Origin of the sequence: Arthrobacter sp. efr-133-TYG-118 (assembly GCF_030209755.1) — a bacterium.
GTDB lineage: Bacteria > Actinomycetota > Actinomycetes > Actinomycetales > Micrococcaceae > Arthrobacter.
Genome location: NZ_JARVRH010000043.1, coordinates 1 through 26347 on the forward strand (window position 1 = coordinate 1; position 26347 = coordinate 26347).

Genomic DNA, 26347 nt, shown 5'->3' on the forward strand with positions numbered 1-26347 from the left:
ATCATCGCCGTTCCGCTCGCCGGCTCCCCGACACGGAGGATCCTCCTCGCCCACCGCAGGCTCAGCCCCGCCGGCCAGCAAGCCGCGTCCGTATTCCGGTCAACGGCGAAACGTTTGCAAACCCCGTAAGGGCAGTACGCAGCCCCAGTTAGCAGTACTTAATCGGGTCCTGGCGAGTGTGCTCACGGCCATGGATCAGGCCGCGCCTATTCGTTCCCGGATCGCGTGGACGAAACTCGAATGGACACGACGGAGCGGCACTCAAGAGATACTGGCGTTCTCTTGCAACCGATCGGCTGAAAGACGCATAAGGGAGTAGATGCTGCCACTTCCCCGTCGGCTCTTTACTACTGGCGCGAGATACGGGTGCTTGGCGTTCGATTTTCGACCGAAGATCTGGGGGACGACGAATGCTTTAGGTTGCCGAGAACCAACCCGTTTACACAACAAAACCGGCGATTCAGGTGAGTTAAAGGTGAGCCCCGGCTGGAATCTGCCTCTTTCTGGCCACCAACGGAACCAAACCCGCAGACCAGAACCATATTGGATCAGCTGCTGGATCCGAAACGACGAACCTTCCGAGTGACAGGCGAGGGGCCGGACAAACTGAACCAGTAAACCCGCAGGTCAGAGCCAAACTAAGAGCCCCCTGTCGGATTCGAACCGACGACCCCCGCTTTAGGACCAAGGGCCTCTGTGCGCCTTGAATCCCAGCGTTTTCGCCCGGATTCTCGGGGTTTTACAGGCAACGACAGACTATGATCTTTCAGTGGTTGCCGCTCATTAAGGTGAGTTAAAGGTGAGTCGGTTGCAATGGCCGGCTCGCTGTCCGCCAGTAAAGCCCGCTTGGGTCTGTCGTGACCAGGATCCCGCGCGACTTACTAAACACGGCGTCTCCCTGAAGGGGGCGTACAGCTGCTTCCAATCGCTCGTCAAGGACGGAGTGGCCGGTGACGCGCACGTCGATGGGGTCAGTGAGAGCGGACATCCCATCCTTTCGTTTTCTGGCTCATTCAGGTCGAACGGGGAACTTACTCGACGCGAGAAGGTGCCTTGTGCATAACATTGGCTTCCCGACCCAGGCAGGAAAGGTTTCCGACTGATCTGACCGAAAACAAACCGCTGTTAGCACTAAGCGAGCTACGTCCAGCTTGACCGGGTCGGTGCCGGGGCGCGCACAAGTCCGTCTTCCGGCCTTCTCAGGCAACCGTAGCGCCTAACGGAAATCCGCAGCGCCCTGAAGGGCGCCCGTGGAGATGATCTGCCCGTCCTTCATGACGGTACGCGTCTTGCTTTCGTCCCAGAGGATCGAGGGTTCATAGAAGGGATTCCCGTCTAGCACCACCAAATCAGCACAGGACCCTCGGGTGATCCGTCCAATGTCATCGCGCCGAAGCAGGGCTGCGTTGGTTGATGTTGCCGACCGGAGTGCACCATGCACGCCAAGCGCTTCACACTGCAGGCGTAGTCCGGCCAGTTGCTCATCTTCCAGTTCACCCATGAGGTCTGTTCCGAACCCGATCCGGACCCCCGCATCTCGGGCCAGTGCCACGGCGTTCCTCCCCGCCTCTAGCACTTCCCGGTTCTTGGCCGCTCCCACTTCGGTGAGGCCGACCTCCTTGCCGCGCCGTTCCATGGCTTCGTAGGTCACCAAGGTGGGGACCAGATAGACGTCATTGTCAGCCATTAGCTGGGCGGTTTCCGCATCCAGCAGATTGCCGTGTTCGATGCAGCGGACCCCGTTAAGTACTGAATGGCGAATGGCCTCGGGCGAATATGCGTGAGCCGTGGCGTAGCTGCCCCGGCGGGAAGCCTCCTCCGTAACGACGCGGATTTCCGCCGCGCTGTACTGCGGAACCCGAATCGGATCGACCGGTGAAACGACGCCTCCGGAGGTCATGAGCTTGATGGCGGACGCGCCTGTGCGGAAGCGGTGACGCACGGCCCGCAGCAGGTCTTCGGCGCCGTCCACCACTTCGCACATGTGCCCGCCATGGAAGCATCCTCCGTGGTTCGCGGCCCGGATATCGCCGTGTCCGCCTGTCTGACTTAGCGCCGGGCCGGTGAAGAAGTAGCGCGGACCAGGGTAGAGACCCTCCTCGATGGCGTTGGCAAGGCCAACGTCACCACCGGCTACGTCACGAACCGCAGTGAACCCGCGGAGCAGTGTGGCCGCGAGGCGCCTTGCCCCGGCCAGTGCGGAATAGCTCAGTGGCCCCGTCTCGTTCCTGGCGGACGTCAGGCTGAGCGCGTAAGCATGAAAATGCGCATCGATAAGTCCTGGAATCACGGTTCGGCCGCCGGCGTCAAGGATGGCACCGGTCTCTTCCACCTCCCGTCCTACGGCGGTGATCCGGCCATCCCGGATGCTGATAGAGCCCTCAATCAGCTCAGGTGATTCACCGTCGAAGATCAGGGCGTTCCGTATTGTCAAGCGTTCCGGAGTGGTCACGTGCGGTTCCTTCCTGTTACCCCCCGCGGGCGGGCCCCCAATTGGTGCCCGCCCGTGAAGGAACTAGTTGGCGGCGGTAAGGGATTCTTCGAGCAGATGGACCGACCGCCGTGCGACGTCCACGGCTGCGTCCACCGAACTCTGGTCGTAGCTGCCCTCAGGGCCAAGGAAGTTCATGGATCCGATAGTCTGGCCGTTGCTCACGACCGGAACGTTGACGATGGCCCCGCAGCCCAATGACTCGATGGTTGCCGAATCAAAGAAGAATGCGCGGACCGCTTCCTTATCCGCCCCCAGGAACGGCTGCTGTCCATTGAGCACCTGCTCCAGCCACACCTGGTTCGTGTCCCCGGCGAGAGTCTTCTTCCCGCCCACCGGATAGACATCGGGATGCGTGGTGTAGACGCGGGCCATACTGGCGCCATTATCGGCAATCACGGAGGCGGTAAAGAGCGTGACACCGACTGCCTCCTGGGCGTGAGCGTACACGTGGTCAAAGGATTCAAACTGGGAACTCATAGAGTCCTTTCCTTTCTAGATGGGGAACCATCAGCTGGCGGTGGTGCCTAGTAGCCGTAGTGCGTCTTGGCGAAGTCCTCGGTGATAAAACCGTTGACGATGTCATAGGTGATGTCCTCGCGGGAGCGCTTGGAGACCTCTCCGAAGCCGCCGCCCCCGCCTACGGCGAGACGGACGACATCGCCGGCCTTGACTTTGCGGGCGTTCGCCTTCAGCGTGCGGACCTCATCAGTGCGGCCGGGGTTAATCACAACCTCCGGGCCCTGGGCGTCTGATCCGCCGAAGAGCCCCCAGGCGGGGGTCTTCGACCGTTCGAACCAGAGCCCGACCACGCAGTCGGCCAGGAATTCGTATTCGCGCACGACGCCGTTGCCGCCGCGGTACTGCCCGGGACCTCCGGAGTTGGCGCGGATGGAGTACTCGTTGATCCGGAACGGGTAGCGGGTTTCCAGCATCTCGATGGGCAGGTCCTTGAGAGAGCCGTTGACGTTATTGATCATGGCTGATTCACCATCCGTGCCCTGCCAGGCACCCCAGCCGCCCAGGGTTGCTTCCATGGTGACGAAGTTCCGGCCGAAGCGGGTGTCGAAACCGGCTGCGGTGATGATCATTGAGTCACCGTGGCTGGCGCTCGCGACCCGTTCCGGCATTGCAGGGGCCATCGCCTTAGAGACGAGGTCGATCAGCAGCCCAAGGTGGGAGAAGTACCACTGGCACGGGGCCGGCGTTACGGCCCCGAGCACTGAGCCGGACCGCACCTGAGTGGTCATTGGCCGGAAGGAACCGCCGTTGGAGTTGGACTCCGGGCTGACAAGGAGTTTGTAGCCCACACGCAATGCCGAGACGGCCTGGGCGGCACCACAGTTGACCGGCCCCATGGTCTGGTCCGCCGATCCGGTGACGTCGAAGTCAACGGTGTCCCCGGCTACAGTTATCCGCAGCTTGATCGGAATGGGCGTGTCCAAATTGATGCCGTCGTTGTCCAGGAAGCCCTCGGCTTCGTAGACCCCGTCGGGGATGTTGCGGACGGTCACACGCTCAATTTCCTCCGTTTGGCGGAAGATCTCATCCCGGGCGGCATCCAGCCGCTCCATCCCGTATCTGCCCACGAGCTCCTTCATCCGGGTGGTCCCCATCCGGAGGGCTGCGATCATCGCATGCATGTCACCAATGGTCTGGTAGGGGAAGCGCACGTTGGTCCGGATCAGGTCCACAACCGAAGTCTCGATTCCGGCTTCGACCAGCTTGACCGGCCCCATTCTGAAGCCTTCCTGGAAGATATCTGTCGAGTCCATCGAACCGCCCACATCTTTGGACCCCATGTCCATCCAGTGCGCACGGGTGGCGGCGAATCCGACCACCGCGCCTTCGTCGAAGATCGGAGCAAAAAGGGTCACATCGTTCAGATGGGTGCCGCCCAGGTATGAGTCGTTGAGGATCCAAATGTCTCCTTCCTGCCAGACCGCGCGGCCGTATATCTCCTCCACAGCGATGGAACAGGTTTCGAGGTTGCCGAGGAACAGCGGCAGGCCAGCGGACTGCCCCAGCACGCGGTGTTCGGTGTCCAGCAGGGCCACGACGCAGTCCCCGCCCTCGTAGAGGATGGGTGAATAAGCGGAACGGATCAGGGTGGCGTTCATGTCATCCGCGGCGCTGGTGAGCGCGTTGCGGATGATTTCCACGGTGACGGGGTCCAGGGTTTTGACTGCTGCAATTGTCATTTTTGGTACCTCAGTTTCCTTCGACGTCTTCAGAGCGGATGACCAGTGAGCCGAACTCGTCGACCCTGACATTGAACCCGGGGGGTACCACCGTGGTGGCGGTCTGCTCCACGATGATGGCGGGTCCTTCGAATGTGTGGCCGGCGCCGAGGTCGTCCCGGCGGACCACGATGGTGTCCTGCTCGACGTGGTCAAAGATCACCCGGCGGATTTCGTGCTTGAACTCCGGGCCCCTTGCGGTTACGTAACTGGGAGCTTCCAGCCGTCCCAGGTCGCCGACGGCCTGCGTGCGCAGCGTGACGATTTCGATCGGGGCGCCGAGGTTGGAGTGTCCGTAGCGCTCGTGGTACATCGCGGAGAAGCGGACAGCGAGGTTGGCCACGAAGTCGGGACACTCGGGTTCGTCAGCGGAGGTCAGAGGAACGTTCAGGGAGAACTCCTGCGATTGATAACGGACGTCCACGGACGCCGTCGTGGCGCGGCTTTCCTCCGGGACCCCTTCCGAGACCAGTGACGACAGACCTTCGACTTCCATCGAGCGCAGGATGCCGGCCATATCTGCCACATCGATGTCTTCGTCGAGGTAGAAATAGGGTTCGGAGAAGTCTTTACGGATGTTGGTCTGCAGCATGCCCCAGGCCGAGAAAGCGCCGGGGAAGCGGGGAACGACCGTTTCCGGGATGCCAAGTTCCTTGGCGAGGAAGACGGCGTGCATGGGTCCGGCTCCGCCGAAGGCTACGAGGGCGAAGTCGCGGGGTTCGATGCCGCGGGAGATGGTGATGGTCCGGATGGCCTGGGCCATCTGCGAGTTGGCGACGTCGCAGATGCCTTCGGCCATGGCGATGGGGTCAAGGCCGAGCTGGTCACCGACTGTCTTAAGGGCTGTGATCGCGGCCTCGCGGTTCAAGGCGACCTGTCCGCCGGCGAACCAGTCGGGGTCGACTCGGCCGAGCACCAGGTTGGCGTCGGTAACGGTGGGTTCCGTCCCGCCGCGGCCGTAGCAGGCCGGTCCAGGGTTGGCTCCTGCGGAACGCGGTCCCACCCGGAGGCCGCCGGCTTCGAGCCAAGCGACGGAGCCGCCGCCAGCGCCCACGGTGTGGATGTTCACGACGCTCATGAGCATCGGCAGACCTTCAAGGTGGGCTTCCGTGGAGACATCCGGCTTGCCGTCGACCACCAAGGAAACGTCAAAGGATGTGCCGCCCATGTCCACACCGATGAGGTTGCGGTTTCCCGAGACACCGGCCAGTTCGACATCGCCCATGGCACCGCCGACGGGGCCGGAAAGCAGTGTCTGCAGCGGGCGCTTACGGGCGGACTCGGCGGTAAGAACGCCGCCGGAGGACTGCATAATGTGCAGCGGGGCTTCCACTCCCCGGTCAGCGAGTTTCTCTTCCAAGTCCAGGAGGTAGTTGCGTACGACCGGTCCCGTGTAGGCCTCGACGACGGCGGAGGACGTGCGTTCGTATTCGCGCCATTCCTTGGCTGCTTCGTGCGAGAGGGAGACTGTGAACTCTTCCCCGAGTTCCTCGATCAAGATTTCGCGGGCCCTGAGCTCGTGCGAGGGGTTCTTGTAGCTGAACAGGAACGCAACGGCGACGGCACCGTAGCCCTCCTCCACTGCCCGGCGCGCTGCTTGGCGGACTGCCAGTTCGTCCAAGGGCCGGAGTTCCTGGCCTTGACTGTCCAGCCTGCCACCGACGCCGATGACGTCCTTGCGATCGATCAGCGGGGCAGGTTTGCGGTATTGAGCATTGTAGAGCTCAAGACGGGGGCCGCGGGCGATGTGATATGTATCTTCGATGCCGGCCGTTGCCAGCAGTAGCACGGGAACCCCACGACGTTCCAGGAACGCATTCAGGCCCTGGGTAGTGCCGTGGACCAGGAAATCGATGTCCGATAGATCATCAACTATCGATTCGAGGCCTGCGATGACTCCGGCACTCAGGTTCCCCGGCGTGGTGGACGCTTTCGTAGCCGCGTAGGTTCCGGCGTCCTGATCGTACGCCACAATGTCGGTAAAGGTTCCGCCGATATCCATCGACACCCTGTAGTTCGGCATGTACATCTCCTCATGGTCTTGGAATGGAACTATGTGTGTGGGAAATCACGGTACATACGGGGCCGACCAAGCTGGTGGGCATACTGCACGATTCTGCTGGAGCCGGATGGGCGGAGTGCATAAAAGCGGTTGGCAGTCGCGCCGCGCACCCTTCCGATCGCGGCAGGCAGGAACAGCGGAAACGGACCGCGCCTGGTCGCCACTTTTTGCCGGGTCCTGTTGAACGTCCTGCGCCGGTCGCGAAAGTCTTCGCACCAGGACAGAGAATCCGTTCAATGTCTTTCGCAAAAGTATTCCCGCCTGCGCGAACGGGTGCGCGTTTTGGACAGTAGTGCTTAGCGCCCAAATGGGCGGATCAAAAAAGTGCAAAGTGAACACTATCTGGGCGCTCGCGATTTGTAGTGTGAGTGCAATCACTCGGCGGGAGGCTAGGAAGAGCTACTCCGAGTGGAGGCTTGGGTGAGCTGCTCCGAGGTGAATTCCTTGATATCCGGACTGTTCTCCGTGCCCAGAAACACTGCGTGTACTTCTTATCCTGTCCAAAATATCGGAGGTCAAGACATGTCCAGTATCGACCCACTCATTTCAGGGCAAGCGCCCGGGACGGCGAGCCCGCCTCGCTCCATGGCCGTCGGGCACGCGTTCCGCGACATGCCTTTCGGGTCCATCCACTTTAAAATCTGCGCGATCCTCTTCTTCGCTTTCGCAATCGAAGCCTGGGAAATGCTGATGCTCACCTACGTTGCTGGTGATCTGGCTACCAGCCTGCAGGTCGGCACGACGCAAGTAGGAATAGCCATCTCGGCGCTCTTCCTGGGCATGATCCCCGGGTCACTAGTTTGGGGGCCAATCTCTGACCGGATCGGCAGGAAAGCCACGTGTGCATGGAGCTTCGCAGGTTATGGCGTCTTCACGCTCCTGAGTTGCTTCGCACCGAACTTTGAGACCCTCTCGGTGGCTCGCTTCCTCTCCGGGCTATTGTTCTCCGGCGTCTTCACTGTGACTTTCCCCTATTTTGAAGAACTGCTCCCGGTTAAGGCCCGCGGAAAGGCCACGGTCTATCTGGCCGCAGGGTGGCCGATTGGTATCCTGGCCGCCCTCGGCACCGCCGCTCTGATCGGAGGGCACGGCTGGCGCTGGGTCATTGCTGTGAGCGCACTTGCCAGCCTGTGGGGCATCGTTCTGTACAAGGTCGTTCCGGAATCCCCGTACTGGCTCGCGAGGCGGGGGCGGAACGAGGAGGCGCACGATGTCCTCGACCATCTGGGAGCACGCGCCATCTCCCGTGGCACCATTTTCACTGTCTCGGAGGGCAAGAAGCAGTCCATCTGGGGCCTCTTCAAGGGGAGGACGGGCCGGATCACGGTCATTCAGGTCCTCATCAACTTCACCTTCTCTTGGGGCTACTGGGGACTTCAATCGTGGATGCCAACATTGCTTGAAGGTCGGGGACTGAGCGCCTCATCAAGCTTTGCCTTCATTGCCCTGAGCGCGGTCCTCATGATCCCCGGATACATGACGGCCTCCTACCTGACCGGACGCTTTGGCCGCAAGTGGATATTCACGATCTACGTCCTCGCCGCGGCTGGCGGCGGCTTCTTCTTCGCGACAGCCTCAACCGAGACCGAGATGTATCTCGGCATGTTCTCTCTGGCCTTCTTCGCTCTGGGAGCCTGGGGTGTCTGGGACACGTGGATGGGCGAGCTCTACCCCTCGGCCCTTCGTGGCTCAGGTTACGGGTTCGGGATTTTCGGTCAGCGCGTCGCGAATACTGTCGCACCGAGTCTTGTCGGGTTCCTCCTAGCCTCGGCTACTGGAGCCACCTCGACAATCCTGTTTATCAATATGTTCTTGTTTGCCACGGTCATCCTCGGCCTGTTCTTGCCCGAAACCGAAGGAAGTGAATTGGAATGATCACCCCCACCGACAACCTCGACGTTCTCTCCGAAGACGCCCGAATCCTCTGGATCAACCCGCTCTACACCGATGCTTACAACCGAGCGATGGCGGATTCCTTCCGCCAGATAGTCCGTCCCGGCACCGAAGTTGACGTCGTCTCCCTTGACGGAGAGGGCCCCTCCCACATTGAATACAACGCCTTCGAGGCACTCATGCTCCCGCAGCTGTTGCAAACGGTGCGGTGGGCGGAAGAAGAAGGCTATGACGCCGCCGTCATCGGTTGTTTCTACGACCCGGCGCTGCGGGCGGCACGCGAAATCACCGATCGCATGGTGATTGTGGGCCCGGCCCACTCGGCGCTGAGCATCGCCGGAAGTCTAGGCGAGCGATTCTCCATCCTCGTAGGAAGGAAAAAGTGGATTCCCGAGATGGCCGAGAACGTCCATCGTTGCGGCGCGTCAGACCGTCTTGCCTCATGGCGCGTGCTCGAGATGGGCGTCGATGACTTCCAGGAGGACCCGGCACTCACGGAACTGCGGATCATGACCGAAGCCCGCAAGGCCGTGGAGCAGGACGGCGCCGACGTCGTCATCCTCGGCTGCACAGCCGAATTCGGATTCTTCCGAACGGTCCAGGAAGAAATCGGCGTACCCGTCATCGATGCGACTGTGGCCCCGCTCAAACACGCCGAGCAGCTCGTCGACTCGGTTCGTCGGTTCGGTTGGACGCACAGCAAGCGCCTGGGTTACGACGGGCCCACGGCCCAAGAACGCCAGCGGTTCTTCCCGGCCCTCGAGCCAAAGCACATGGTGTCAATGACCACGGTGTCCTCGTAAATACATTGCACCGCTTGTCACGCCGACTGCTTGCGCGTCACAGAGCCCCTCCACCCCTAGGGCATCTTTGGCCGGCAGGTACCCCGATACCCTCGCTTGCCTTGACATCCCGCGATCGAGGCAGGCGAGGGAACCCTTGCCGGTCACCAGCAATGCGGGGACGGGCACCCGCATCCTTCCCCTGACCCCGGCGGCATCAGCGCCGGCTACCCAATCAAAATCAAACGTGGCATATAGCACCACGCATAAACGAAGGTACGGCGATGTCCAGACGGACCCTATCTATCAACCCCACCGCGACCCGCGCTTACCATGTCCCTATCGGGCTGCGGTCCCCCCTCAAGCCCAACCTCTCGCTGGTCCAGCCATGAGCAGGCCGGAATCCGCGGTTGTCTTCCGCAAACTAGGCGGCCCCGAAGTGCTGGCCGTCGAATCTGCTTCTCCACGTCAAGTCGCCGAAAACGACGTCCGCATCAACGTCACAGCATTCGCACTCAACCGGGCAGATCTAATGTTCATCCACGGAGAGCACTACACCATCCCGGCGTTCCCCTCGCGCATCGGGTCCGAGGCCGTGGGTATCGTCACCGAGCTCGGCAAGAACGTCACCACCTTCAACATAGGCGACCGCGTCACGAGCATTCCCTTCTTCACCGCAACCGACGGCGTGCAGGGAACAACAGCCGTCCTACCGGCAGACTACCTAACCCTTGCTCCGCCGGAACTTTCGGATGCCCAGGCCTGCTCTGTTTGGATGCAATATCTCACTTCTTACTTCGCCTTCGCGGAGGCAGCCAATCTCGGACGCGAAGACACGGTGCTTGTCACTGCCGCCGCCAGTTCGGCCGGGCTTGGCGCCATCGAGATCGCACGGGCACTTGGAGCGAAGGTGGTCGCTACAACGCGGTCGGAGAAGAAGCGATCGCTTCTCCTCGAGGCCGGCGCAAACGAAGTGGCCCTCGTAGGAGTCGACGACCTCGGCGAGGTCATCGACCGCACCACCGATGGCAAAGGCGTGCGGGTCGCTTTCGATCCTGTCGGAGGAGAGTCCCTCGGCACCTACGTCGATCACCTCGCACCCAACGCCGTCATCTTCGGATACGGAACGCTGAGCGATTTGCAGCCCGTTATCCCTATGGCCGCAATGTGCAGAACTCAATCGGTTTTCCACCCGTACTCGATGTTCAACCACGTCGGACGGGCCGATGAACGGCGGCGAGGTGTCGACTTCATCCTCGAGCGGATTAGCTCCGGGGCCCTGCGGCCCAGAGTCGACCGGGTCTTTGCTTTCGACCAAGTGCTTGATGCCTACCGCTACATGGAGTCGAACGAACAGTCAGGGAAGATTGTCGTCGAAATAAGTTAGCCCGGATGCGCCTGGCTCCGTGTCCGTGGAACAGTCCCGCGGGCACGGACCGGGGTCGGCGAATCAAACCGGGAACTCATGGGAGTCCTTTCTCGTTTTCGATGAGGTCTTCGGAAGTCGTTTTGTCTGGCATGGATCGCCGCAGCACTTCGGCGATGAGGTGGACGGACAGCAGCTCAGAGGGGATATCAAGCGGGACACCGAGTTCCCGTGCCCGGTTAAGTCGGGCCTGCAGGGTGTTCCGGTGCAGGTTAAGGAATTTCGCCGCGAGGCTGACCGAGCCGCGGTGATCGAGGAAAACGGCCACCGCCGTGATGATCACGTCGCGGTCAGGGGAGGCCATCAGTCGCGGCAGTGTTAGTTCGGCCACGAGTGCGACGGCGTCCCTGTCGACGAATGTCGTGGCCGCGACCACCCCGAGGCCGGCGAAGCCCAGAACCGTACCGGGCCCCGTTGACCGGGCAGATTCAGCAGCCAGCCGGGCCTCGCGCACGATCAACACCAGCGCCGGGGTATCCTCCTGCCATCGGGACAGTCCCCCCACCAGGCCAAGCTCGGCAAGAGCCGGCCCAAGACGTGTCCTGATTCGGGTTTCGAGCTGGGTCGAGGCGTCCTGGTCCCCGGCCGGTACGAGCGTCAGCCAACCGCCTTGAACCTCAGCCAGGGGGCTGCGTACTGTGACCTTGCGCCAGAGCAGGCGCAACACGGCCGTCAGCTCGGGCCGATGCTCTTGCACCTGCCCGCTACGGAACCACACGGCCACGTATGGCTCCCCTTCGCGCCAGCCCAACTGGTTCAGCAGATGTCGGTGTTTTTCCCCGAACTCCGCGCCCGACGCGGCGGAGTCCTGATCCAACCCGGAGATCGCCGCTGTGGGAACGGCCCGGGCAGTGCTGAGTAGGTCCTCCAACAGCCAGGCGGCCTTCACCGCGGGGGTGGCTACCTCAAGGATTGAGCGGACCAGCCGCAGGTTGTGGACGCCGGAAGCAGGCACGCGGGCGGTGAGGGTGAAGCGGACGGCGCTATTGGCCTCGCCGGCTTCCACGGTGACGACCTCGTCAGTCTCCCGTGGAGGCATTCCGGCGGAGGCCAGAACCACCCCGTCGTACCCCAGCGAAACTGCGAACCCGTCCAGTTCCCTGGATATGGTCTTGAGGACATCCCCGAGTGTGGTGTCCTTTGCGACTGTCCGGGCAACCCTGGCCAGTTCCGCATCGACCACTGACAGGGCCGCTCCGATCTCGGCCGCCAGTGCCAAGGCAAGCGCTGCAGGCTCCCCGTCAGTGGCCAGCAGCGTGATGCCCAACCGCTCCGCCAGTCCGACTGCCGCGCTTGCATAGGCACTGCCGGCCACGACGACGGCGCTGGCCCGCCGCTCCCAGGCGTGTCGCAGCGCCGCGGACACCAGCCAACCCCCTGATCCCATCTCTGAGGAGAGGACCACCACAGTATTGGGCCGCACCTGCCGGATTGCCTCAAGCTGGGAGACGAGAACAACACTTTCTATCAACCCGCTGGATGGAGTGAGATACAGCGGCGTGGTGCTACGAAGGGAGCCGTGCGCCAATAGCCCGGCGACGTCGAGCCGGGTTTCATTTTTCGATCTACGCATCTCGCCGCCTTGGGTGCGCGATCGGAATGCCGAAGGCCTTTGGCTCGGTGAGATCCAGCCCCGCGTCCGTGTACCACTGCGCCGCTGCCGTGATCTTCACTATGTCAATGACGTCGCCCACCTGGACGTCGTCGATGTTGACCACCGTGCCCTGCTCGGAATTGAGTAGCGTCACCATGTCCGGGACGGCTGCTGTTACAGCACCATCCACGAGGACCAGCAGGATCTCATTCTGGATTTCAAGACGGACGATGCGTCCGGTGGTTTCGTCTTCGAGCGTTACGCTGGACGGCTGCGCCGGCAGGCCGAGGTCAGTGGGCCGGGAGAGGCTTTCGATGTGGCTCACGCGGGCCCGGGCGATGCGCGTGGCGCCGAGGAGATCAGCGAGCAACAACAGCTTTCTCTCAACCGCGGTGCTCGCGTCGAGGATTTGCCCGATCCGGATCATCCGGCTGATGGAGCCATGGACGCCATGCTCCTTCAGCTGTTGCGCGGAACACGGATACATGGCGGTGGCAGCCCAGCCGCCGAGTTCGGTCACCAGTGCACGCACCAGCGTTTCGGCCCGCTGCGGGCTTTCGACCTCAACCACCGCCCGTTCCCCGGTTACCCCCATGAGCGCGATCGGGCCGATCGCCACGTTTCCAATGTTCAGAGTTGTCTGGCTGATCAAGGGGAAAACGCGGCCCATGGGGTCGGAATCGATGACAGGCAGCGAGGACTGCAGCCCAACCATGAGGGGGACGATTCCGTTGATGTTGGCGGCGGCGAGCGAATAGATCGCCCGCACCGACCGGCCGAGACTTGCCTCGATGGCACGGATGCAGCCGAGGAATTCATCCCCCACGGGAGGCATGTCGGCGATGAAAAGGCCTTGCGTTACCATTCCGACCGCCACCACGAGATCGTCGGGAGAAAGCTCGTCGACGGTGATGAGTTCCAATGCCCGGTCCTCCATCGCCCGTTGAATCATCTCTGCGTAGATATGGATGGCCGTCGGGTCGATGGTGCAGGTCAGGAAGTGGGCCCCAGTGCGCAGGTTCCGGATGTCCTCGGTAGTGAGTACGGTGCTCATGGGTTGGTTCCCCGCGCAGCTGCGGGCAGCACGTATTCCCCGTCGGCAGACGTTTCTCCTGCCGCTTGGACCCGGATTCGAACGATTCCTGGATTGCCGTAGGGCATGGCGTAGACGTTCGATTCAAGGATGCGGGTTTGCCCGGGGCTGGCGCCTAACTGGACCGCCGCTGAGTGAGCATCTTCTTCGGCCAGGTTCTGTACGCGTTTCAGGTCAACCCGGCCGCTGACGGTCTCGAGCCTGTCGATCCACGCCGTGAGCGGCGCCGCGGCAGACCCTACCAGTGCGGCGTCCTTCACCGCTGGCAGAGTGGGCACCAGCCCGAAGGGCAGCTCACTCTCCTGCCGCTCGCGGAGGTCGGCAATCACGGACGGGATGTCGGCGCGAACCGGATGGTGGACGGTGTACGGCTCAAGAACGGCGGCGTTGCTGGCGAGGCTAGCGTCAAATCCTTGGCGAATGAGGCTTCTGGCGACAGGCAGGCCTCCGCGGGTGTGGCCCACGGAGGCCCCACCCTCCATGCAAAGAATGACTTCCCCCTCTGGGATTCCCGCCAACGTGGCCGCGCCAAGGATTCCCATCGCGGGCTCGGCGCGCAACCCGTGGACAGGCGCCACGCCCAGCCGTGACAGAGGTGCGCGGCCGCCGTCGTTCTTTGCAAACGACAAGTGGGTGGCCGGGAACTGGCGCCGGCCTGCCTCCTCAAGCATGGCTGCCAGCTCTTCCCCCGTCTCCATCAGGGCGCTGTTAAGGATGGCCGTGTAGTCGCGGTCCCGGAAAACACTGGAATAGAAGTCACTGGAAATACTGATCCGCATATCTCTATCGTTGCTTAGGATGGCATCGGCTATGCGCGTTTCATGGTCCTTTGACGCCGTCGAACCGACGGAAGTGATCGCCACATTCCGTACGTCACCGGCAAGGATGCCGGGGAGATCGGCCAGGAACGCCTCCAGGTCCAACCGGGCCAGAGGCCGTCCCCGCAGGTCGTGACCCCCGCGGACATGCATGGTCTGGGTCACTGCCGGCTCAACAAGGGGTGGCAGCACCGTCATGTGGAAGGCGTCCGCGGGGGGACGGGGCGAAATGCGGATGGCGACGACGTCGGCCAGTTTCCGCTCCCCCAAGACCCGTCCGACGTCGGCAGTGATCTCCGTGATGCCCGACCCGAACTCCCGACGGAGCATGGACAGGGACGATGCCAATGCTTCCGACAAACTGCCCGCGTGCACCTCCCGAGCGGCGGAAACTACATTCCGCCCGTTCATTACAACGGTCCGGCAGCTGGTTCCCTGCAGCCGCAGTCCTACTCTCATTGTTCAGCTTCCTGCCTGGCGTCTGCCAAACGGTGAGTATTTTCGGGGTGGTGAACATCTTCCATGTATGCAGAGCCAACTACTGGCTGAGGCTAATGATCCGCGATCCCGATTTACTATGACGTAATCGCTCGTCATTCCGGCTCCCGTTTCGGGAGATGTGGTGGCGCGGATTAGTGGGTCTTGGTGACTTTGGCAAGACCCACTGGATTGTCTGGGTCCAGTCCGCGGCGTAGTGCCAGTTCCAGGGCCAGTCTCTGCAGCGGGAGAATGTCGACGAGCGGCGACAGTTCGGTCGCCACGGTGTCGCTCGGCACCCGGACCTGGGCGTCCGCGATTGTCCGGCCGCCCAGCTCAGCGACGAGCCCGCCGAGCCGGGTGGCCGCTTCGGCGAAGGAGATGACGGAGTCGCGGCCTGCGTCGCCGCGCGTCAACGCGATGATGCCCGTACCAGGCACGATCTGCCCGAGAGGGCCGTGGGTCGCATCGGCGGCGCTCCAGCCCGAGGCGGCGATCGCATTCGTCTCCATGAGCTTGAGGGCGCACTCCTTCGCGGTAGCCATCCCGTAGCCTCGGCCGACGATGAGGATGCGCTCGCGACCCTCGAAAGCATCGACCAGCTCGTCGACCGGCTGACCGAGGACTGCGATCGCCTCCTCCACTGTTGCACGGACGCGAGTTCCGATGTCGTCCCAATCGAGGCCGGCGACGCGGAACACCACGAGTGCGATGGCCAGGAGCTCCGCGGTGTATGTCTTGGTCGCGGCAACTGAGAGTTCCGGCCCGGCTGCGAGCGGAATATGAACGCGGCCGAGTGCGGCGAGGGCGCTCCGGGAGTCGTTGGTGATAGCGACGATGGGCACGCCCGCTTCGGCAATGGATTCGGCGGTCGCGAGCAGGTCCGGGGACTGGCCGGATTGGGATACGGCGAGGGCGACAGCCGAGGGGTAGCGGAGGCTGGTGTCGAACGCGGTCACCGTTGCCGGGGTCGCCAGCATGGCCGGGATGTGAAGAAAGTTGTGGACGAGGTATTGGCCGTACATCGCGGCATGGTCGCTTGACCCTCGTGCCACGAAGACGAGCAATTCTGGTTGGGTTTCACGGATCAGGTCGGCGGCGGCGTCGATGGCGGGCCTCTGGTCATCAAGAAGGTCGATCCAGCGGCTGGGCTGCTCGGCGATCTCCGCCCGCATTAGTGCCCCGGGCCCGTCGATGATCGCCGCGCTCATGAGGCGAGCCCCGTGATCATCGAGATCAGCTCATTGTGGGACGTGTCGGCGACACGCCGGGTTCCTACCTGTGTCCCACGTCGGAGGACGGTGACCCGGTCGGCGATGCGGAAGACCTGCTCCATGTTGTGGCTGACGACGAGTACGGCTGCGCCGCGCTCCTTGAGTTTGAGGATGGTCTCCTCGACCTTCGCGGTCTCGGCCACCCCCAAGGCCGCCGTCGGTTCATCCATGAGCACAAGGCTGCTGGCCCAATGGGTAGCGCGCGCGATGGCTATGCCCTGTCGTTGGCCCCCCGAAAGGTCGCTGAGCGTCGACTTCGCAGAGGGGATGCGCACATCCAGCTCGTCGACGAGCGCCTGTGTGCGTGTTGCCATCTCCTTGCGATCGAGCGTACCGAACGGCGCCTTGCGCAGTTCGCGGCCGAGGAACAGGTTCATGTACACCGGCTGGAGGTCGACGAGCGCGAGATCCTGGTAGACGACTTCGACGCCCTTCGTGCGCGCATCGGAGGCGTCGCGAAAGATGGTGCGTTCCCCGTTCAACCAGATCTCCCCGTCGGTGGGCTGGTAGAGGCCAGAGATGATCTTGACGAGCGTCGATTTGCCAGCACCGTTGTCGCCGACAAGGGCGACGATCTCGCCGGGCTCGATCTCAAGGTCGAACCGCTTGATGGCGACGATGCCGCCGAAGTGCTTGCTGATGCCGTCGAGCCGGAGCGGTTTGACCGTTCCGTCGTTGGGTTTCGGCGTGGATGTGGGGTCTGCGATGATCATGCTGTCCTCCTGGGTGCAGCGAGGGTGTCAGAGATGGTGAGGGGTGCTGAGCCGTCGGAAGACCAGATACCGGCGACCGTCGGCGTTCCGGTGGAGAGACCCGCAATGCCGGCGGTGAGGGCCCGGGTGACGAACACTTGGGGGCGGAACCCGAACAGCACGGTGTCGCCTGGTTGTGCGCGGTGGTCGCCGAGGGGAACGGTGGCGTAATAGTCGATCGCGTCGGTTGCCGGCATGTCCACCCGTAGCTCAGGCGCGGTGACCGCGTTGGTATCCGGCGCCACAAAGAGGGCCGTGGTCGTCGAACCGCCGAGCACCGGGTCGACGTAGAGGCCACCGCCGAAGACGTAGGCGTCACCGTTCCAGAGGTGGGAGACCTCGGAGACATAAGCGATGGCGGGTTCCTCCACGAGGTCCTGCACCGCGTGGATCGGAGTGGTGCCCGTCAGGCCGTGTCCCGGTTCCACCTGGGTGGCGCCGGCTTCGGCGAGCGCGGCCAGGATGGAGACGGAGGTCGTTCCTGGCGCGTTCACCTGCACATCCCGGCGGCCCGCTCGTTCCAGCGCCCGCAAGGCCGTGGTGAGCGTGGCGAGGTTCGGAGTGGAGCGAGCGGCACCCGTTGTGGCGTCGAAGAGCGTTGCGGGGAAGGTGGTGATGCCAGCGAACCGAACGCCCCCAATGGCGTCGATCCGGTCGGCAGCGCCCACGACGTCGGTGGCGTCGAACCCGCCCTCGTGTCCGCGATAGAACCGATCGCCAGGGGCCTGGATACGCAACAGGACGTCTTGGACCCGGCCGCGCGCCATAGCGGCCGCGCCGGCCTCGGCTGCCTTCGTTTCCGAGAAAACCGTCCAGTAGAGCGGTTCGAGTGCGGCGGCCTCGGCGGCGCGATGCTTGGGAATCTGGACGAGGTGGCCCAGATGGCCGATCCGGAGGCCTCCGGTCGCAGCGGCGATCGCGCACTCGAGGTCCACCCCGACCGCTTTGTCGATGCCGCCGGCGGCGATTGCCCGGGAGGCGTCCGGGTTGCGCCCGATCTGTTTCGTCATGGCGAAGGGCGTCAGGGAGAGTCGGCTGGCTTCGGCCGAGATGGCGGCCGCGTTTCGGGTCACCGCATCGAGGTCGATCACATAGGTGTTGGCCGGGATCTGACCGTTCTGGTGGAACCGGGCGGCCGCTTGCAGAAGCGCCGGGTTGCGGCGGCGAAGGAGGTCTACGAACATCGGTGGGCCTAACTGTTCTTCTTGGCGCGGAGCGAGAGGGAGACGGCGGCGAGGATGATGATGCCGCGCACGATTAGCTGCTGTGCCACGTTGAGGCCGCCCAGGAGCAGACCGTAGTTGATCATGCTCATGAACAGGCTGCCGACAAGGGCTCCGATGATGGAGCCCTTGCCTCCGGTGAGGGAGGTGCCCCCGACGATGACCGCGGCGAGCACGCTCATCAGGTCGGAGCTGCCGAGCGTGTACGTCGCGCCGGCAAGACGACCCGCGTAGAGGAGGCCGGCCAGGGCCGCCGCCATGCCGCTCACGATGAAGACGACCATTTTCACGCGGTTCACTCGGATGCCGCTCACCGCCGCTGCCGACGATTTGTTGCCCACCGCGAGTACGTGCGCGCCGAATGAGCGCTGACGGAGCACGTGCCAGCCGATGGCGACGATCACGACTGTCCACCAGATCAGAATGGGGATTCCGAGAAGCGTGCCGCCGCCGAACAGCCAACCGAAGGCGCTGTTCGTGACCGGAACCGATTGCAGGTTGGTCGCCTGCTGGGCGAGTCCGGCCACCAGGCCCATCGTGGCCAGAGTGACCAGGAAGGATGGCAGACGCACCAGAGTGATGAAGATCCCGTTGACCGCGCCGACCCCAGCGCCGATGGCGAGTCCGGCCAACGCGGCCAACCACCATTGGTGGGTCGCCTGCAGCGTCACGGCCGACCCGAGGGACGCTAGTGCGACGGTGGAACCGATGGAGAGGTCGATTTCACCGACACTCAAGACGAACACCGCGCCGACCGCCATCACGGTGATGGGGGCGGCCTGGGTGATGATGTTGACCAGGGTCGTGGTGTTGAGGAAGTTGCCGGCCTGGGTGATGGCGAAGTAGGCGAAGACGACTACGAAGCCGATGTAGACGACATACTGCCTCCAATCGATGTGCCGGAGGACGTCGCTGGCCGTCCCTGTCTTGACGTGGGTCGTGATGGTCATGATGCTTCTCTTTCTTGTGGCTGGAGGGCCTTGTCGATGGCCAGGCGCACGGCGCCGGCGATGGGGGCGCGGGGGCCGAGCCGGCTGATGGCGACCTCGAGGTCGCCTCGACCGAGGCGCGTCATCCACGCGCGGATGGGCGCGAGGAGTTCGATGCGGGTGCCGATTCCCCCGCCGAGGACGAAAAGTCCCGGGTTCACGACGGCGTCGACCGCGACGAGGGCATGGGCGATCCACTTCGCCTCCTCGTCGAGCGAGGCGGCCGCACGGGGGTCCCCGCGCCCGGCCCGGTCGAAGACCTCGACGGCATCTGGAGTGGCTTCGGGGGCGGCTGCGTCGGAGGAGGCCGCATACCGACGGCCGATGGCGTCGCCCGCAACTACCTCTTCGAGCGGACCGCGACGGTGGCTGGCGGGGTTGAGCGGGTCGGCACCGAACGGCAGGTACCCGATCTCCCCGGCGCCGCCGCTCGCTCCGGCCCACAGCCGACGGTCGAGGATGAGACCGACGCCGATGCCGGTGCCGACCGATACGAACGCGAAGCTGTCGTACGCGGAGCCGACGCCGTCGTGCAGTTCGCCGAGAGCGGCGATGTTGACATCGTTCTCCAGCACCACCGGATGCCCCAGCGCCTCCTCCAGGTCGGCTGCCAGGCTGAACCCGTCGAGCTCGCCGAGATTCGGCGCGCGCTCGAATCGGCCCGAGTCGCCGTCGGGAACGCCCGCTCCTCCGACCGCCGTGGCGACGACAGCCGATACATCGGCCCCGACAGCCGAGGCCAGGGCGGCCACCAATGCGGACAACTGTGGAACGAGATCGGGCCCAGCGTCCGGAGCGGTGGGTTCGGTCATCTGGAACAGAACCCGACCGTCGAGGCCGGCAATGCCGGCACGCACCTTGGTTCCGCCGAGGTCGACACCGACGACGAACCGCGAAACCGGAACGGAGGAATGCTTGAGAACGTTCACAGCACCTCCAGCACGCTTGCGGGGTTGGCAGTGAGGAGCCGTTCGCAGTCCGCGTCCGAGACCCCGCGTGCGCGGAGCTCAGGAACGAAGACAGCGCCGAGGTAGGAGTAGCCGTGGATCCCGTGGGTTTTCGGATTCATCCATACTTCGGCTCCGGTGAGGTCTTGGGAGAGCAAGATGCGGTCGGTGTAGCCGAGTGAGACCAGCCACGCGACAAGGTCGGCGCGTCCGGCGTCGGACCGGTGGAAGGCGTGCTTGTCGAACTCGCCGTCCGGGCGGGGGTCGGGGGCCGGACCAAGGAAGAAGTCCCAGCTCTCCTTGCCGATCGTATCGATGGCGATACGGGGCCCGGCATCCAGGACGCGGCGTACGAATTCGGGGCTCAGCTGGGTGTCCAAGTGGCCGATGACCACTCGGTCCAGGTCAACGCCTTCGGACCTGAGGATCTCGAGCTGCTCGAACGCCATCGTGCCGTGGGTGGTGTGGGTCATGATCGCGAGTCCGGTCTCGCGTTGAGCGCGGGCGACCGCGCGGAGGCACTTCTCCTCGTACGAGGTGATCTCTCCCAGGCTTGTCGCCTGTTCACCGAAGATGCCTGCATGGATGCCCGAGTCGCCAATGCCGTGGACCACATCCCGGATCAGGCGTTCGGCGAGGACGCCGGCGTCGGCGTCGTGCGCCCACTCGGGAGAGTAGGACTCAAGGTAGAACGCAGTTCCGGAGACGATGTGCATGCCCGTCTTGCGCGAGATCTCGGCGAGCAGTGCAGCGTTGTCTCCATTGTCGTCACGACCGACGACACCGTAAGGGCTGAGGTCGACGACGGTCCCGAATCCGAGCTCTCGGAGCGACCCGAGAGCCTCAACCGCCCGATCGACGGCGTCGTCCCGCAGCCCGCCGGTGAGCCAGGGTCCCGGGGTCAGCGAGAGGAGGTGTTCGTGTGGCATGACCCTGCCGAGGTCATCGGTCGAAACCGTACCGAGAACGGTTGTGACTTGCCCTGACATCGATGTCTCCTTCGTGGTGCTTGGTGTTTGGGGTGCGTTGCGAGCGGGGCGGACGGTGCGGGAGGTCGTCCGCCCCGTTCGGTCGGAGGTCAGCCGCCGGTGATGCTCGACGGCGGCTGGGTGCCATAGTCGGAAAGCCATCCCTTGTCGAGGTCTGCCTTGGTGACCTTGGTCGGGTCCGAGGCGACCAGCGCAGGCGCGGTCTTGCCGAGGACGCCGTATGCTCCGGCCAAGGCGAGACCCTTGCCGATTCCGAGGGATCCGTTTCCGACCATTCCGGCCACGTTCGTTCCGGAGGCCATCGAGGCCGCAAGGGTGGTGTCCAGGTCGTTCGTGACCACCTGGATGTCGTTCCGCCCGGCCGCCTTGATCGCGGCCACGACGCCCTGCGCGGCCGTCGCCCACGACACGTAGATGCCCTTGATATTCGGGTTCTTCGCGATCATAGCGGCCGCGATCGTCTGGGTGGCCGTCTCATCGGCGAAGCCTTCGGAGTCAACGATCTTCATGTCGGGGTATTCGTACGCCAGCCAATCCTTGAACGACTTGTCCCTCTGGTTCGTGAACCAGAAGTTGGCGTTGTACGAGATATAGCCCACCTCACCTGTCTTGCCGAGGGCGTCGCCCAGGATCTCGGCGTTGGCTCGTCCTGCCTGGGCCAGGTTCTCCGTCACGATGGACACAAAGTCCTTGCCGGCCTGGTATCCGGCGGGGGGCGTGGTCATGATGACGAGCTTCGTTCCCGCGGCGACGGCGGGCTTGAACGCCTCGGCGGCGGAAGTGGGGTCGACCGCGATGGTAACGATGATGTTCGGGTGCAGCGCGAGGACTGTCTGAACGTTGTTGGCCTGGGTAGCGGCGTTGAAGTTGGCCTGTGTGCTCGCGACGACGTCGATCCCGAGGTTCTTGAACTCCTCACGCGCGCCCTTTTCCACGGCGGTCACGAAGTCCGAGGACGTGTGCCAGACGAAAGCGGCGGTGTACTTGCCGTCCTTCACCTTCGCCTGCTCGCTGCTCGTCAGCGAAAGCTCCGAGAGGGCACCGGGCTTTTCGCCGTTCGGACCTGCGAACTCCAGGCTGGGCTTGGCTGCGGGTCCGGACGAAGCGGCCGTGCCGCCGCCTCCGCTGGAGCAGCCAGCGAGGGCGAGCGTGATCGCAAATGCGCCGACGGCGGCACGAAGGCCGAACCGTCGGACCGTGGGTGCTGTGCTCATGGGGGTCTACCTTCCGTGACCGGGTGGGATGCCAGTTCCGGTGACAGGTAGCGGCTGGTCCGTGGCCTGTCATCTTCGACTGTGCGTAATCCATTTTGATTTCAGCGCGCAAGTAAAGTCAACCCTCGGATTATAACGAATAGGTCTCGGAGGGATCACGGACGAAGATGCGGGGCATCCTCCGCCCTGCCCTCTCGCCCCGTTCATGACTCTCACCGAGAAGTCTGAGCGGCGCCGTCGCCCGACGGTTCGGCCCCGTTAAATCAGGGCTACGGGTCATAGTCAGTCACGCGGGACGAGGCCAATCGCGCAACCGCCTCTGCTGGAGCATCCCGTCCGGCAAGTGTCATCACAAAAAGAACCGGCCGGTAAACCGACCCCGAGATGGCTGGATCGCCAGGGCGATTTAGGCTAACTTTGAATTCACACTGATTGCAAAAGGAGGCCCGATGGTTCAAGACACTAGAGAACTGAACCGCAAGGCGGTCTTGACTGCCCTAATGACGTCGCGACCTGCCAGCCGCAAATGGATTGCCGAAGCATCGGGCATCTCCGCGGCGACAGTCACCCGTGCCGTCGACCAGCTGATCGCTGAAGGAATCGTCACCGAGACTGCCGAGATCATCTCCGAATCCCGCGGACGTCGGGCCGTCGAGCTGGACGTGGTGTCTAATCGCAGTTTCGTCGTCGGCGTGGACCTCGGAGCGTCCAACGTGCGTCTCGTTGTCGCCGACCTGCTTGCCCGTCCGCTCCTTGCCCTCGAGATCGCGACACCCACTGCGACGACTGCGCACGAGCTTGCGCACTGGTTGGCTTCCACCGCCCGCACATCGGCCGGAGACGTCTGGGATCGGGTCGAACACCTCTGCGTTGGCCTGCCGGGGGCTGTGAGTCAGCAGAAGCGCACGATTTCCAACGCACCCAACTTGGCCCAGATCGAATCGCCAACATTCCTGGACGACGTCGAGAATGCGATGGGCAGGCCGGTCGGCTTCGACAACGACGCCAACTATGCGCTCCTCGGTGAACAGCATTTCGGCGCGGCACGTTCCGCGTCCAACGCTGCAATGGTCACGATCGGTTCCGGTCTCGGCGCCGGCCTGGCGATCGATGGCCGAATCCTTCAGGGCGACCACGGACTAATCGGTGAATTCGGGCAGCTGCCCGTCGGCCCCCTTGGGACTCGCCTTGAGCACATGGTCACCGGTGCCGGGATCATCCGCCGTGCCGCCGAAGCGGGCATCGATCTCGCGGCCCCTAGCCAGCTCTTCGCTAGCGATGCGGGCCCCGCACTGAAGGCATTGCGCGCCCATTTCGATCAAGCTCTCCTGATCGTTCTCACGGCCACAACGGTTTCATGCGATCCGCAGACGATCGTCCTCGGCGGCGGCATCGCGAACTCCCTCGCGTCGACACTCGACCGCTACCAGGCGGCCCTGGAGCAGAATCTCCGCGCGTCTCCCCGGCTCGCTCCTGCCGAGTTGGGCGACTTCTCGGGTGCCGTCGGCGCCGTGGTCGCCGCACTGCACAAGGTGTACGCGGATCTCGGCATAGACGAGGAAGCCTTCGTCAGCCTTCCCGGCGGCGACGCGCTCACACACGAGCGGGTACAAGCCGCGAGACGTTGAAGAGGCCTATTGGGATTGGGGTGCCTAGAGAAGGCCGGGCGGCCACGACGCCTGCATCGGCACTGGCAGGTGGCTGGTGCCGGCAGGCGCCCACGGCCAACGAGGGGTGGATTGTAAAAAAGAATTTCTCGGCTTCAGATGCCGAGCCTAGGAAAGCTCACAAAACCGTTTGAAGGGTTGCACGAGGGTAAACATAAGAAGACGAATGCTTAGCCGTGCGGGCCTGTCGGCGTCATCAGTGGGCATCAGCCTTAGCACGATTGATGTGTGCACTGGACAGCCGGATAGCGGGCCCGGTTTCGAAGCCGCCTCGGAGACCATCCGGAGGGTGTTGGAAGGACCTTTCAACTTCATCGATGCGAGTGGTGAATCCTGGCAAGGAGCCGAGGGAGAACGGTGTATTGGGAAGGCCATTTCCGAAGCAGGCGGCTTGCCCGATGGATTTGTCCTGACACGTAGCGTTGGACCTGCCTTAGCGCTCGACTTCTCGGGGGACGGCATTTTGCGCGCCGTGGAAGAGAGCCTTCAGCGCCTTGGCCTCGACCTTCTCCCGCTCGTCTTGCTGCGTAATCCCGAAGAGTTCAGCTTTGAATCAGCAACGGCGCGTAGCGGCCCCCTTGCAACGCTCGTTGGGTTGCGGGATCAGGGCTTGATCAATCATCTTGGTATTGCGGGCGGTCCGATAGATCTCCAGCTGAAGTACCTGCAAACTGATGAGTTCGACGCGGTGATCAGCCACGTTCCGTATAGCCTGCTGGATCGGGCAGCCGAGCCGCTGATCCAGAATGCCGTCTCCCGGGAGGTGGCGTTCGTAAATGCCGCGCCATTCACCGGCAGATTACTTCTGGATGGGGTTGGAAGGTCTGCCCAGGGCGTAAACCGGGAGAGAAGTCCGGCACGTCTGGAACGCAGCGATAAGATGCGGTTGATCTGTGCGGCGTACGGCATCCCCTTGGCGGCAGCTGCCCTGCAGTTCTCGACGCTTGATCCACGGGTCACTTCAACGATCGTCGGCGCCAGCACCCCGGCGCAAGCCGATTTTGTCACGGACCTTGCGCAGTGGAGGATCCCCTCTGGCGTCTGGGACGACCTGCTTGATCTGGTGGAGGAATCCGAACTGGCTATAAGTTGCCGTAACGATGTCGTTCCGACCACGGATCCACTGCATTTCAGGGATCAAGGTGTGACCTTCCCTACCGCAGTCCCTCACTGAGCCTCGGAAACTGCCTTCTGTTGGGCTTGTCGACCGATGTCGGACCGAGCTACGGACCGAGCTACGGACCGCGTACCGAGCTTCGATGAGTCCGTGGCAATGACGACTGGGACGCGTCCGCCATCGCCTTCTTCACCTCAACCTGAGCCATTGTGGGTTCGCTGGTGCCGATGACCGGGTCGATGCAAGTCGTCGAGAGAAAACATGTATTCAGCAGGAAACTGGACAACGAACCCACAGCCAACGGCCCGACGAGGCTGGCGTTTTGCTCCTCGGATTCCCCTCCGGTGAGGTGCGCGCGTATCCCTGGCCGATGTTGAAGGGCCGTGAAGGTGGCCAGTCCGTTCGTGATAACCGAGAGTTGCTCGACGTCCTTTAGTGCGCTTGCGAGCTGAAAGACCGTCGTTGATGCATCGAGACCGATGGCCTGGTTTGACTTGATCAGGGGCACTAACTTCTCGGCGATACGTCGTTTTGCGGCAAAATGCCGACCTTGGCGTTGATGAAAATCCTCGGTGCAGACGTAGACCGTACCGCCCCGGACACGCCGGGCGATCCCTTCCTGTTCCAGAGCCAAACTAAGAGCCCCCTGTCGGATTCGAACCGACGACCCCCGCTTTAGGACCCAGGTCCTCTGTGCGCCTTGAATATGTCCCTCTCCCCCGGAATCTAGGGGTTTTTGTAGGCGACGATGGGTGATGGGTTGTCATTGGTTGACGCTGATTAAGGTGAGTTAAAGGTGAGTCGGTTGCAATTTCCGGGGCCTCGCTCGGCCAAGTCGCCGCTTGTGGAGCTCGTCCCCGACTTGGACATTCTCGTGCTCGCCCACAGGAGCACAGTAAAGCCCAACAGCTCTGCTGCTTTCCCGCACAGATGTGGCGTCGTGTTTGGCCCTTACCGCTGACCACAGGCAGCCGTAGTCATCGCTGTTTGTCATTCTGATCGTCGATTATCGCTGGGCCGGCCCTCCGCGCAACCAGGGCGTTTTGCGCCGGCCCCAATCCAAAACTTCGCTCGGCGCTCCGCTTCTTTCCTCGCGAACTTTCGGATCGTTCCCGGTTCCCCAAGTTGCACTCCGGCCCCTCATGCCCAGCGGGGGCGCCTCTATCAGAACGACGCCGGAACCTAACGCCCACTCGCCCACTGGCGACGCCGCCTCGGAAAGAGAAGGACCATGGAAACGCTCATGATCAAAACTGCTGCCGATGTCCTCAGTTTCCCCGGCCACACCCCAAGTTTCTG

20 protein-coding genes are annotated in these 26347 nt (G+C 63.2%); 5 read left to right on the forward strand and 15 right to left on the reverse strand.

The annotated features are described in order from the left end of the window. Nucleotides 1-1216 precede the first annotated feature (1216 nt). From QRN59_RS23950 to QRN59_RS23965, 4 genes are all read right to left on the reverse strand, one after another. The gene (locus QRN59_RS23950) at nt 1217-2452 is read right to left on the reverse strand and encodes a metal-dependent hydrolase family protein (protein ID WP_284984922.1); all 1236 of its coding nucleotides are present in this window, start codon (nt 2450-2452) and stop codon (nt 1217-1219) included. 63 nt (nt 2453-2515) lie between these two features. After that, nucleotides 2516-2971: a GAF domain-containing protein gene (locus tag QRN59_RS23955; RefSeq protein WP_284984923.1), complete on the reverse strand. Its 456-nt coding sequence runs from the start codon at nt 2969-2971 to the stop codon at nt 2516-2518. 47 nt (nt 2972-3018) lie between these two features. Beyond that, nucleotides 3019-4692 (reverse strand): hydantoinase B/oxoprolinase family protein, encoded by a 1674-nt coding sequence (locus tag QRN59_RS23960; RefSeq protein WP_284984924.1) that lies wholly within the window; start codon nt 4690-4692, stop codon nt 3019-3021. Between the two features lie 10 nt (nt 4693-4702). Continuing rightward, on the reverse strand, nt 4703-6754 hold the full coding sequence (locus tag QRN59_RS23965) for a hydantoinase/oxoprolinase family protein (RefSeq protein WP_284984925.1): 2052 nt from the start codon (nt 6752-6754) through the stop codon (nt 4703-4705). Nucleotides 6755-7315: 561 nt separating this feature from the next. On the opposite strand from QRN59_RS23965, the gene QRN59_RS23970 reads away from it, so the two are divergent. The 3 genes from QRN59_RS23970 (at nt 7316) to QRN59_RS23980 (ending at nt 10855) form a co-directional block, all read left to right on the forward strand. Then, entirely contained in the window at nt 7316-8668 is a 1353-nt protein-coding gene (locus QRN59_RS23970) for an MFS transporter (RefSeq protein WP_284984926.1), read from the forward strand. Then, on the forward strand, nt 8665-9489 hold the full coding sequence (locus QRN59_RS23975) for an aspartate/glutamate racemase family protein (protein ID WP_284984928.1): 825 nt from the start codon (nt 8665-8667) through the stop codon (nt 9487-9489). Before QRN59_RS23970 ends, QRN59_RS23975 begins: the two co-directional genes overlap by 4 nt. A 367-nt stretch (nt 9490-9856) precedes the next feature. Continuing rightward, a complete protein-coding gene (locus QRN59_RS23980; protein WP_284984929.1) occupies nt 9857-10855 on the forward strand; it encodes a zinc-dependent alcohol dehydrogenase family protein in 999 nt (332 codons plus the stop codon). Between the two features lie 76 nt (nt 10856-10931). Here the strand turns inward: QRN59_RS23980 and QRN59_RS23985 are convergent, their stop codons facing one another. The 10 genes from QRN59_RS23985 to QRN59_RS24030 form a co-directional block, all read right to left on the reverse strand. Further along, the gene (locus QRN59_RS23985; RefSeq protein ID WP_284984930.1) at nt 10932-12467 is read right to left on the reverse strand and encodes a helix-turn-helix domain-containing protein; all 1536 of its coding nucleotides are present in this window, start codon (nt 12465-12467) and stop codon (nt 10932-10934) included. After that, a complete protein-coding gene (locus QRN59_RS23990) occupies nt 12460-13542 on the reverse strand; it encodes a DUF917 domain-containing protein (RefSeq protein ID WP_284984932.1) in 1083 nt (360 codons plus the stop codon). Before QRN59_RS23990 ends, QRN59_RS23985 begins: the two co-directional genes overlap by 8 nt. Next, nucleotides 13539-14759, reverse strand: a complete 1221-nt coding sequence (locus tag QRN59_RS23995; RefSeq protein WP_284984933.1) for a hydantoinase/oxoprolinase N-terminal domain-containing protein — start codon at nt 14757-14759, stop codon at nt 13539-13541. Before QRN59_RS23995 ends, QRN59_RS23990 begins: the two co-directional genes overlap by 4 nt. A 272-nt stretch (nt 14760-15031) precedes the next feature. Next, a complete protein-coding gene (locus QRN59_RS24000) occupies nt 15032-16087 on the reverse strand; it encodes an SIS domain-containing protein (RefSeq protein ID WP_284984934.1) in 1056 nt (351 codons plus the stop codon). Beyond that, on the reverse strand, nt 16084-16863 hold the full coding sequence (locus QRN59_RS24005; RefSeq protein WP_284984935.1) for an ATP-binding cassette domain-containing protein: 780 nt from the start codon (nt 16861-16863) through the stop codon (nt 16084-16086). The genes QRN59_RS24000 and QRN59_RS24005 overlap by 4 nt, the downstream gene beginning before the upstream one ends. Continuing rightward, entirely contained in the window at nt 16860-18086 is a 1227-nt protein-coding gene (locus QRN59_RS24010) for an alanine racemase (RefSeq protein ID WP_284984936.1), read from the reverse strand. Before QRN59_RS24010 ends, QRN59_RS24005 begins: the two co-directional genes overlap by 4 nt. 8 nt (nt 18087-18094) lie before the next feature. Further along, nucleotides 18095-19075: an ABC transporter permease gene (locus tag QRN59_RS24015; RefSeq protein WP_284984937.1), complete on the reverse strand. Its 981-nt coding sequence runs from the start codon at nt 19073-19075 to the stop codon at nt 18095-18097. Continuing rightward, complete coding sequence (locus tag QRN59_RS24020; RefSeq protein ID WP_284984938.1) at nt 19072-20043, reverse strand: ROK family protein; 972 nt, start codon at nt 20041-20043, stop codon at nt 19072-19074. The genes QRN59_RS24015 and QRN59_RS24020 overlap by 4 nt, the downstream gene beginning before the upstream one ends. Further along, complete coding sequence (locus QRN59_RS24025; protein WP_284984939.1) at nt 20040-21050, reverse strand: phosphotriesterase family protein; 1011 nt, start codon at nt 21048-21050, stop codon at nt 20040-20042. Before QRN59_RS24025 ends, QRN59_RS24020 begins: the two co-directional genes overlap by 4 nt. Before the next feature lie 89 nt (nt 21051-21139). Beyond that, nucleotides 21140-22264, reverse strand: a complete 1125-nt coding sequence (locus QRN59_RS24030; protein ID WP_284984940.1) for a substrate-binding domain-containing protein — start codon at nt 22262-22264, stop codon at nt 21140-21142. 449 nt (nt 22265-22713) lie between these two features. On the opposite strand from QRN59_RS24030, the gene QRN59_RS24035 reads away from it, so the two are divergent. Further along, complete coding sequence (locus QRN59_RS24035) at nt 22714-23892, forward strand: ROK family transcriptional regulator (RefSeq protein ID WP_284984941.1); 1179 nt, start codon at nt 22714-22716, stop codon at nt 23890-23892. 238 nt (nt 23893-24130) lie between these two features. Next, nucleotides 24131-25105, forward strand: a complete 975-nt coding sequence (locus QRN59_RS24040) for an aldo/keto reductase (protein ID WP_284984942.1) — start codon at nt 24131-24133, stop codon at nt 25103-25105. A 61-nt stretch (nt 25106-25166) separates the two neighbouring features. Here QRN59_RS24040 and QRN59_RS24045 read toward each other — a convergent pair whose 3' ends face one another. Then, nucleotides 25167-25682: a DeoR/GlpR family DNA-binding transcription regulator gene (locus tag QRN59_RS24045; RefSeq protein WP_284984944.1), complete on the reverse strand. Its 516-nt coding sequence runs from the start codon at nt 25680-25682 to the stop codon at nt 25167-25169. Nucleotides 25683-26347: the final 665 nt, after the last annotated feature.

Excerpts from the sequence above, each read along its gene's own strand:
- QRN59_RS23975 (WP_284984928.1), top strand. The coding sequence starts at position 8,665 with ATGATCACCCCCACCGACAACCTCGACGTTCTCTCCGAAGACGCCCGA.
- QRN59_RS23980 (WP_284984929.1), top strand. The coding sequence starts at position 9,857 with ATGAGCAGGCCGGAATCCGCGGTTGTCTTCCGCAAACTAGGCGGCCCC.
- QRN59_RS23960 (WP_284984924.1), bottom strand. The coding sequence starts at position 4,692 with ATGACAATTGCAGCAGTCAAAACCCTGGACCCCGTCACCGTGGAAATC.
- QRN59_RS24010 (WP_284984936.1), bottom strand. The coding sequence starts at position 18,086 with ATGTTCGTAGACCTCCTTCGCCGCCGCAACCCGGCGCTTCTGCAAGCG.
- QRN59_RS23955 (WP_284984923.1), bottom strand. The coding sequence starts at position 2,971 with ATGAGTTCCCAGTTTGAATCCTTTGACCACGTGTACGCTCACGCCCAG.
- QRN59_RS23970 (WP_284984926.1), top strand. The coding sequence starts at position 7,316 with ATGTCCAGTATCGACCCACTCATTTCAGGGCAAGCGCCCGGGACGGCG.
- QRN59_RS24015 (WP_284984937.1), bottom strand. The coding sequence starts at position 19,075 with ATGACCATCACGACCCACGTCAAGACAGGGACGGCCAGCGACGTCCTC.
- QRN59_RS23985 (WP_284984930.1), bottom strand. The coding sequence starts at position 12,467 with ATGCGTAGATCGAAAAATGAAACCCGGCTCGACGTCGCCGGGCTATTG.
- QRN59_RS23990 (WP_284984932.1), bottom strand. The coding sequence starts at position 13,542 with ATGAGCACCGTACTCACTACCGAGGACATCCGGAACCTGCGCACTGGG.
- QRN59_RS24000 (WP_284984934.1), bottom strand. The coding sequence starts at position 16,087 with ATGAGCGCGGCGATCATCGACGGGCCCGGGGCACTAATGCGGGCGGAG.
- QRN59_RS23965 (WP_284984925.1), bottom strand. The coding sequence starts at position 6,754 with ATGCCGAACTACAGGGTGTCGATGGATATCGGCGGAACCTTTACCGAC.
- QRN59_RS24035 (WP_284984941.1), top strand. The coding sequence starts at position 22,714 with ATGGTTCAAGACACTAGAGAACTGAACCGCAAGGCGGTCTTGACTGCC.
- QRN59_RS24025 (WP_284984939.1), bottom strand. The coding sequence starts at position 21,050 with ATGTCAGGGCAAGTCACAACCGTTCTCGGTACGGTTTCGACCGATGAC.
- QRN59_RS24005 (WP_284984935.1), bottom strand. The coding sequence starts at position 16,863 with ATGATCATCGCAGACCCCACATCCACGCCGAAACCCAACGACGGAACG.
- QRN59_RS24030 (WP_284984940.1), bottom strand. The coding sequence starts at position 22,264 with ATGAGCACAGCACCCACGGTCCGACGGTTCGGCCTTCGTGCCGCCGTC.